Genomic DNA, 7,684 nt, shown 5'->3' with positions numbered 1-7,684 from the left:
GGGCGCGCTGACCATCGGCCTGTCCTGCAACGCCGACAGCGCGCTGGCGGCCGCCCCGCCGGGCGGGCCGTCCCGTCGCCACAGCTGACCGAGAGCACGAGCACCACGACGACAGGGGCGAACCGTGTCCGATTCACTCGCAGGCCGTATGGCGGCCCCACCGCGCACCTCACCGGTCCACGGCCCACAGGGCTCCTCCGCGAACCTCGCGGACATCCTGGAGCGGGTGCTCGACAAGGGCATCGTCATCGCCGGCGACATCCAGATCAACCTCCTCGACATCGAGCTTCTGACGATCAAGCTGCGGCTGCTGGTCGCCTCGGTCGACAAGGCGAAGGAGATGGGCATCGACTGGTGGGAGCACGACCCCTCCCTCTCCTCGCGGGCCCGTCCGCCGCGGTCCGTCGAGAGCAGCCACGAAGCGGGCGGCGCGGCCCGCCAGGCCGTCGGCGGCAGCGACCCCCTGGCCGAGGAGAACGAGCGCCTGCGCGCGGAACTCGCCCGGCTGCGCGCGGCCGTCGAACCGGCCGTGGACACGCGGGAACCGGCGGACGGCGGGCGGTCGCACACGAGAGAGGAGGGGCCGCGGTGACCACGCGAGAGCAGACTTCGCGCGACGAGATCACGCGGGAGCAGGCCACGCGCGACGAGATGACGCGAGAACCGGCCACGCGAGGACAGGCGGGGGAGGCCCCGCGCGCCCGGTCCGCGGAGACGACGGCCCCCTCCGGCGCCGGCCCGGAGCTGACATACGTCTACGCCGTCGGGCGCGACGACGCGGCGCTGCGCCGTACCGCCGCCGCCCTGACCGGCGTCGACGGGCACGCCCTGCGGATCGTCGGCGCCGAAGGGCTCGCCGCGCTCGTCTCGGCCGTACCGGCCGACGTGTTCGGCGAACAGGCCCTGCGGGCCCAGCTGGAGGACCTCGCCAGGCTGGAGGCGATCGCCCGGGCGCATCACGCCGTGGTCGTCGCCGCGTTCGCCGAGACGGTCGTCCTTCCCCTGCGGCTGGCGACCGTCTACCGCGACGAGGCCCGCGTCCTCGCCATGCTGACCGACCAGCACCGGCGTTTCGGAGAGCTCCTGGCCGGCCTGGACGGTCACGTCGAGCTGGGCGTGAAGGTCTACGCCGACCCGGGAGCCGTACCGCCGCCCGTGGACCCGCCCGCACCCGCCGCGTCCGGCGGCGGATCCGGCCCGGGGCGTGCGTATCTCGCACAGCGCCGGGCACGCCGGCGCACGACCCAGGACCTGTACCGCGCCGCCGGGGACGTCGCCGCCGAGGCGGCGCGCGTGGCGGAAGGGCTCGCCCGTGCCAGGGCGGTCCACCGCCCCCAGCAGGGAGAGCTGTCCGGGCACCGCGGGGAGAACCTCTCCAACGAGGCGTACCTGGTGCCGGCGGAGAGCGTGAGCCGGTTCCAGGAGTACGTCGGAGCCCTGGACGGGCGTACGGCGGGCGTCCACGTGGAGGTGACCGGCCCCTGGGCCCCGTACTCGTTCGCCACCCCCGACGGCGTGGGCGGGGACGCGGGCTCCGACGGCACGGCGGGCGCGGACGCGTACGGGGACGAGGGCGCGCCGCGATGAGCACACCGCCGTTCACGGAGGACCGCTTCCACGAGGTCGGCCGGGTCCACTCGGGAGGGAACCTCCTGGACACCGAACCCCTCGCCGGGCCGCCGGTCGCCCTCATCGACCTGCTGGACCGGCTCCTGACCGGGGGAGCGGTGCTGACCGGGGACCTCGTCCTGTCGATCGCCGACGTCGACCTGGTCCACATCAACCTCCGGGCGGTCATCCGCTCGATCACCGGTGAGGAGCCGGCCCCGGAGCTCTACGGAAGGAGGTCCTCGCAGTGAACGAGACAGCCCGCAGGCTGGCCACCGACCCGGACACGGTCGAACGGGACCTGATGAAACTCGTCCTCACCATCGTGGAGTTGCTGCGCCAGCTGATGGAACGGACCGCCGTCCACCGGGTCGACCAGGGCGACCTCAGCGAGGACCAGGAAGAACGCATCGGAATGACCCTGATGATCCTTCATGAACGCATGGAGGAGCTGTGCGAGAGGTACGGCCTCTCGATGGACGATCTCAATCTGGATCTGGGGCCGTTGGGGTCTCTGCTTCCCCGTGAGGGGAACTGACCTTCACCGTTTGCGGCCCTTTCCGATCCCGTACCGACACTCACCGTTTCATTTGCGGTTGAACGGCAAGGAGGAATGTCATGACTGCTGAAAGCGACAACGCCAGGAATTCCACCACCACGCAGGCCAAGAAGACGGCGGCCAAGCGGACCGAGACGAAGGCCTCCGGCGCGGCCGCCAAGGCTCAGTCGGCGGCGCGCGACGCCGAGAAGTCCACGTCGTCGACCGTGCGGTCGGCGGGCGACGCCACCAAGCGCGTCGGCCGCGCCGCGGCGAACGGCCTCCAGAGCGGGCAGCAGGCCGTCACCGCCAACGCCGCCAAGGCGGCGACCGTGGCCACCACGGCATGGACGGTCGTCAAGCAGCGGAAGGCGATCGCGGCCGGAGCGGCGGCGGGCGTCGCCGGAGTCGCCGGCGCCGCCTTCGCCATCGGCCGCTCCACGGCCAAGCCCCCGGTCGGGCCGCTGACGCGGCTCGCTCGCGGCCGCATCTGAGACACCCCTCAGGCCCGCCCACCGCCCGATCCGCCCGGCCCCCTCCCCGCGAGGGGGCCGGGCGGATCGGCGTGCGGGGGTCCGGGTCCGGCGACCGGGGACCGGCCCGACTCCGTGGCGCGGACCGGTCGGGGCGCCGTGGCTCGGATGACGCAATATGCCGCTCCAGCTGACATAGCGGACCTCTCGCCGGGTAGCGGGGGACTCATGGACACCACACCACTGCGCGCCGTCGCACTCGTCTGCAGCCTCACGCCGTCGCCCGCTCCCTCCAGCTCGCAGCTGCTGGCCGAGCAGACCATGGCCGCCCTCGGCGACCACGGTGTCACGGGCAAGACGATCCGCATCGCCGACCGCAACGTCCTGCCCGGGGTGGAGACCGACATGGGCGCCGGCGACGACTGGCCCGAGATCCGGGACACCGTCCTCGCGGCGGACATCCTGGTCCTGTCGACCCCGATCTGGCTCGGGCATCCCTCCAGCATCGCCCAGCGCGTCATGGAACGGCTGAACGCCGAGCTCTCCGAGACGGACGAGGAGGGGCGCACGCTGACCTACGGGAAGGTCGCGGCCGTCTGCGTCGTCGGCAACGAGGACGGCGCGCACAAGGTCAGCGCCGACCTCTTCCAGGGTCTCAACGACGTCGGCTTCACCCTCGCCCCCAACGCGGTGACCTACTGGGTCGGGGAAGCGATGCAGGGGACCGACTACCAGGACCTGGACGAGATCCCCAAGGCCACGGCCGGCACGACCGCGACGCTCGCCGCCAACACGGCGCACCTCGCCCGGCGCCTGAAGTCGGCCCCCTACCCGCCGTCCTGACCGGCGCACGCACCCGTCCTACCGGACGCCGTCCCAGTGAAGCCAAGCGAAGGAGCACGATCATGACCGAGGAAAAGCGCGGAGAGCACCGCCCGCGGACCACTCCGTCGGAAGCGGTGGGGGAGAGCGGAGACGAGGAGTCCCGGCGCGAGGCCGACGACGCGGTCGTCGACGGCGGGACCGCCGCCGACCGGCGCGGCGACGACGACGCGGCGCCGGTAAGGGACGACGACTGAGGCGGGACCGGGCGTCATCGGCGGTGACCGCATGATCACCGCCGGAAAGCGACACGCGGCGCTCCCATAATTTCTGCCCGCACCATGAATGAGACGGCTCCATCAGTGGTACTCGCATCATGCCTTTTCACTCCGTTCTTCTCGGCGGAGTCATCCTTTGAGATGCTGGGAGGTCGTCGTGATCATTCTCGGAGTGATCCTGCTGATCATCGGGTTCATCACCGGAATATCCATTCTGTGGACCATCGGTCTGATCCTCGCCGTGATCGGGCTCGTGCTGTGGGTGGCCGGCGCCGCGGGGCACGCGGTGGGAGGCAGGTCGCACTACTGGTGACGCGCATGAGCGGGCCGCGCCGGAACGCCGCACGAGCGGGAGGAATCCCGTGCGTACGGCGTTCCGGGGGACCGAGCGGGACGCGACGCCCGGCCGGAGGGCCGACGCCGTGACACACGACGCATGGCTTCTCGTCCCCGGCGAACGCGGCAACACCGCGACACGTCTCGACCGGCGCCGCCCCGGAGGGGGGACCTGGTCCGAGGGGAACGAGGCGCGGCCCGTCGTCCACGGCGCCGCCTACTTCGCGGAGCTGCTCGACGCGATCCGCGCCATGCGCGCGGGGGACCTGCTGCTGTTCACCGACTGGCGCGGCGACCCCGACGAGCGGCTCGACGGCCCCGGCACCGAGATCGGCAGGGTCCTCGCCGAGGCCGCCTCCCGAGGGGTCGTCGTCAAAGGCCTTCTGTGGCGCTCCCACCTGGACAACTTCCGGTTCAGCGAGGAGGAGAACCGTCACCTCGGCGAGGAGATCGAGGAAGGCGGCGGCGAGTGCCTCCTCGACATGCGCGTACGGCCCGGCGGCTCGCACCACCAGAAGATGGTCGTGCTGCGCCACCCCGGGCGCCCCGAACGGGACGTCGCGTACATCGGGGGCATCGACCTGTGTCACAGCCGCAACGACGACGCCGCCCACCACGGCGACCCGCAGGCGCTGCCCCTGGCCTCCGCCTACGGCCCGCGTCCGCCGTGGCACGACGTCCAGCTCGCCCTGCGCGGACCGGCCGTCGGCGACATCGAGGCCGTCTTCCGCGAACGATGGGAGGACCCCTCCCCGCTCAGCCGCAGTCCGCTCACCCGACTGCGGGAGCTGCTGCACCACGAGGACACCAGCGCCGACCCGCTGCCCCCGCAGACGGCCGACCCGGAACCCCGCGGTACGCACAGCGTGCAGGTGCTGCGGACCTACCCCAACCGCCTGCTGCGCGGCTACCCCTTCGCCCCCGACGGCGAGCGCAGCATCGCCCGCGCCTACCTCAAGGCCCTGCGACGGGCCCGGACCCTCATCTACCTCGAGGACCAGTACCTCTGGTCCCCGCGGGTGGTGGCGAGCTTCGCCGAGGCACTCCGCGAGCACCCGGGGCTGCGCCTGATCGGCGTCATCCCCTCCCTGCCGGACCAGGACGGCCGCCTCACGCTGCCCATGAACCTCATCGGGCGGATCACCGCCCTCGACGAGCTGCGCCGGGCCGGAGGCGACCGCGTCGCGGTCTACGGCCTGGAGAACCACGCCGGCACACCCGTCTACGTCCACGCCAAGGTGTGCGTGATCGACGACGTCTGGGCCTCCATCGGCTCCGACAACATCAACCTCCGGTCGTGGACGCACGACTCCGAACTCAGCTGCGCCGTACTCGACCGCGACACGGACCCGCGAGAACCGCGCGACCCGGGCGGACTCGGCGACGGAGCCCGTACGTTCGCCCGGGACCTGCGCCTGGAGCTCATGCGCGAACACCTGGACGCCGAGACCGCCGGATCCGGCGAACCGGACGCCCTGTGCGACCCCACGGCCGCCTTCCACGCCTTCGAGGAGACCGCCGCCGCCCTGGACGCCTGGCACGAGGGCGGCCGCCACGGGCCGCGACCGCCGGGCCGCCTGCGCCGCTACGTCCCGCCGGAGCTGCCCGCGGTCCGCAGGGCGCTCACGACACCCCTGCACCACGCCCTGGTCGACCCGGACGGCCGCCCCTGGCGCCTGCGGCGCCGCAACGCGTTCTGAACGGGCGCGCGTACGCCGGGCCGTAAGGGCCCACCGGGACGGGCCGTACGGGCGGGCCGCAGATCGAACGCGCGGGCCACACGAGCCGGGAGCCCCGGACGCCGTCGAGGCGTCCGGGGCTCCCGGGAGGCGGACAGGGTGGTACCAGGGGCGTCAGCCGAAGGCCTTCACACCGGCCCAGTTGGCCGAGAGGACGACCTTGACGGCCCCGTTGGTGTTGGTGGTCGACGGGTAGTAGATGCGCATCTGGCCGTCGTCCTTGAAGCGGACCCACATGTCCGGGATCCGGTCTCCGTTCACGTCGGGGATGCCGACGATCGCCGAGATGTGGGCTTCGGTCCAGTTCGTTCCGTAGGAGGTGTCGACGCCGCCACGAGCGTTGGCTGCCACCTTGAGGGAGTTGATGTCGACGCTGCCGGCGACCGGTCCGGGCAGGCCGTGCCGGATGTAGATGGTGCCGGAGTCGAGGCTGCGCCACAGCAGGTCGGGTGTGCTGTCGAGGTCGATGTCCGCGACGTTCACGATCTCGCGGCGGGCCCAGACGTCGGCGTTCATCAGCGTGGCGGTCTGGAACGTGGCGCCGGTGTAGCCGGACAGGGTCCAGAACGCCGTTCCGGCACGCAGGACCACGTCGGGAAGCTTGTCACCGGTGATGTCGCCGACGGCCTTGAACTGGATCCAGGTGGACGGGGCCGGCGCGTTCGACGGCAGCTTGATCTCGAGACGGTCGTCGACGTTGAACGTGCCGTAGCCGTCGCCGGGGTAGAGCCAGAACCGGCCGTCCGGGGTACGGGCGAACAGGTCGGTCGTCCCGTCACCGGGGTAGACGTCGTTGAACTTGCTGATCATCGCCGCCTGACCCGTGGCGGCGTCGTACCAGTGGCCCGTCGGGTGCAGTTTGTTGTCGGAGGTGTACGAGCCGGCCAGGCCGGCGTACAGCTCGCCGCCCGGGCTGCCGGGGTAGGAGAAGAGGTTGCCGTTGGCGTCGATGAGCATCAGGTCGGCGATGCCATCACCGCCGACGTCACCCGGGCCGTCGGCCGCGTCACGCGGCGGGACGTAGAAGTTGTAGTCGGTGCGCGCGCTGACGTTGCCCGTGGAGTCCAGGGCGAAGACGTGCAGCCAGTTGGGGCCCGCGTGCGGCGGCGCGAGGTCGTTCTTGGTGAACGTGCCGTTGGTGGCGGTCACGTCGGTGTACGCCACGCCCTCGAAGCCGTAGCGGAACTTCGCGGCGCCCGGCGAGTTGAACGTGATGTCACCGGTCTGGCCGAACTTCACCTTCGCCCAGGTCGCACCGTCGCTCGTGGCCTTGGTGAACAGGGTGCTGGTGACGGAGGGCTGCGGCGGCGCCGAGCCGTCGATCGTGAGGCGGCACGGTTCGGTGGTGTTCGGGGGGAAGAAGGAGGAGACGGCGCCGGCCGAGTCCTCGGCCCGCACGTCCCACGAGTACATGGTCTTGTCTTCCAGCGGGAACGTGACGGGGATCGTCACCGTCGCCGTACCGCTGGAGTTGGGTGTGACCGGGTACTCGGTCGGGGTGCCGCCGGTCTTGAGGAAGCGGAAGCGAATCTTCGACAGGTTGCCGTCGCCGTCCTTGGCGTTGGCCGACAGGGTGATGTTGGTCTTGCCGATCGTGACGCCGCCACCCGGACCGGGCACGCAGGCACCACCGGGGGTGCTCGTCCCGGCGGTGGGCTCGCTCGGCGGACGGTTGTAGTCGACCTCGAGCGTGGCGGAGGTGGCGCGGAACTTGCGCCAGGTCTGCGTGTCGGTCTCGCTGGTGGCGCGCATGCCGAGGGTGATGTTCGACCAGCCGTTGTTCGCCGCCGTCTGCGCGGCCGCCTTCACGTTGGCGTTGTCGAACGCCTCGTACGCGTCGGGGCAGGAGGTGGACCAGCCGTGGGCGAAGGACTTCGACTGCAGGTGGGT

At 71.7% G+C, this 7,684-nt stretch carries 10 protein-coding genes; 9 read left to right on the top strand and 1 reads right to left on the bottom strand.

Going from position 1 to position 7,684, the window contains the following annotated elements; translation table 11 throughout:
• Positions 1-148: 148 nt before the first annotated feature.
• From AB0K65_RS32155 to AB0K65_RS32115, 9 genes are all read left to right on the top strand, one after another.
• Positions 149-592 (top strand): gas vesicle protein, encoded by a 444-nt coding sequence (locus tag AB0K65_RS32155; protein WP_365722810.1) that lies wholly within the window; start codon positions 149-151, stop codon positions 590-592.
• Complete coding sequence (locus AB0K65_RS32150; protein ID WP_365722808.1) at positions 589-1,587, top strand: GvpL/GvpF family gas vesicle protein; 999 nt, start codon at positions 589-591, stop codon at positions 1,585-1,587. Before AB0K65_RS32155 ends, AB0K65_RS32150 begins: the two co-directional genes overlap by 4 nt.
• Positions 1,584-1,859: a gas vesicle protein gene (locus AB0K65_RS32145; RefSeq protein ID WP_365722806.1), complete on the top strand. Its 276-nt coding sequence runs from the start codon at positions 1,584-1,586 to the stop codon at positions 1,857-1,859. The genes AB0K65_RS32150 and AB0K65_RS32145 overlap by 4 nt, the downstream gene beginning before the upstream one ends.
• On the top strand, positions 1,856-2,146 hold the full coding sequence (locus AB0K65_RS32140; protein WP_365722804.1) for a gas vesicle protein K: 291 nt from the start codon (positions 1,856-1,858) through the stop codon (positions 2,144-2,146). Before AB0K65_RS32145 ends, AB0K65_RS32140 begins: the two co-directional genes overlap by 4 nt.
• An 80-nt stretch (positions 2,147-2,226) precedes the next feature.
• Positions 2,227-2,640, top strand: a complete 414-nt coding sequence (locus AB0K65_RS32135) for a hypothetical protein (protein ID WP_365722802.1) — start codon at positions 2,227-2,229, stop codon at positions 2,638-2,640.
• A gap of 207 nt (positions 2,641-2,847) precedes the next feature.
• Entirely contained in the window at positions 2,848-3,462 is a 615-nt protein-coding gene (locus tag AB0K65_RS32130; RefSeq protein WP_365722800.1) for an NAD(P)H-dependent oxidoreductase, read from the top strand.
• Between the two features lie 62 nt (positions 3,463-3,524).
• Entirely contained in the window at positions 3,525-3,698 is a 174-nt protein-coding gene (locus tag AB0K65_RS32125; protein ID WP_365722798.1) for a hypothetical protein, read from the top strand.
• A 178-nt stretch (positions 3,699-3,876) separates the two neighbouring features.
• The gene (locus tag AB0K65_RS32120) at positions 3,877-4,032 is read left to right on the top strand and encodes a DUF6131 family protein (protein WP_365722796.1); all 156 of its coding nucleotides are present in this window, start codon (positions 3,877-3,879) and stop codon (positions 4,030-4,032) included.
• A gap of 109 nt (positions 4,033-4,141) precedes the next feature.
• Complete coding sequence (locus AB0K65_RS32115; protein WP_365722794.1) at positions 4,142-5,755, top strand: phospholipase D-like domain-containing protein; 1,614 nt, start codon at positions 4,142-4,144, stop codon at positions 5,753-5,755.
• 153 nt (positions 5,756-5,908) lie between these two features.
• Here the strand turns inward: AB0K65_RS32115 and AB0K65_RS32110 are convergent.
• The coding region (locus AB0K65_RS32110; protein WP_365722792.1) for a VCBS repeat-containing protein at positions 5,909-7,684 on the bottom strand (1,776 nt) is incomplete at its 5' end.

Origin of the sequence: Streptomyces sp. NPDC053755 (genome assembly GCF_040677675.1) — a bacterium.
In the GTDB taxonomy this organism is placed as follows: domain Bacteria; phylum Actinomycetota; class Actinomycetes; order Streptomycetales; family Streptomycetaceae; genus Streptomyces.
This window is presented reverse-complemented; position numbering and strand designations above follow the sequence as displayed.

Bases quoted from the DNA above. Each gene is read 5' to 3' on its own strand.
- AB0K65_RS32155 (WP_365722810.1), top strand. From the start codon at position 149: ATGGCGGCCCCACCGCGCACCTCACCGGTCCACGGCCCACAGGGCTCC.
- AB0K65_RS32145 (WP_365722806.1), top strand. From the start codon at position 1,584: ATGAGCACACCGCCGTTCACGGAGGACCGCTTCCACGAGGTCGGCCGG.
- AB0K65_RS32135 (WP_365722802.1), top strand. From the start codon at position 2,227: ATGACTGCTGAAAGCGACAACGCCAGGAATTCCACCACCACGCAGGCC.
- AB0K65_RS32130 (WP_365722800.1), top strand. From the start codon at position 2,848: ATGGACACCACACCACTGCGCGCCGTCGCACTCGTCTGCAGCCTCACG.
- AB0K65_RS32125 (WP_365722798.1), top strand. From the start codon at position 3,525: ATGACCGAGGAAAAGCGCGGAGAGCACCGCCCGCGGACCACTCCGTCG.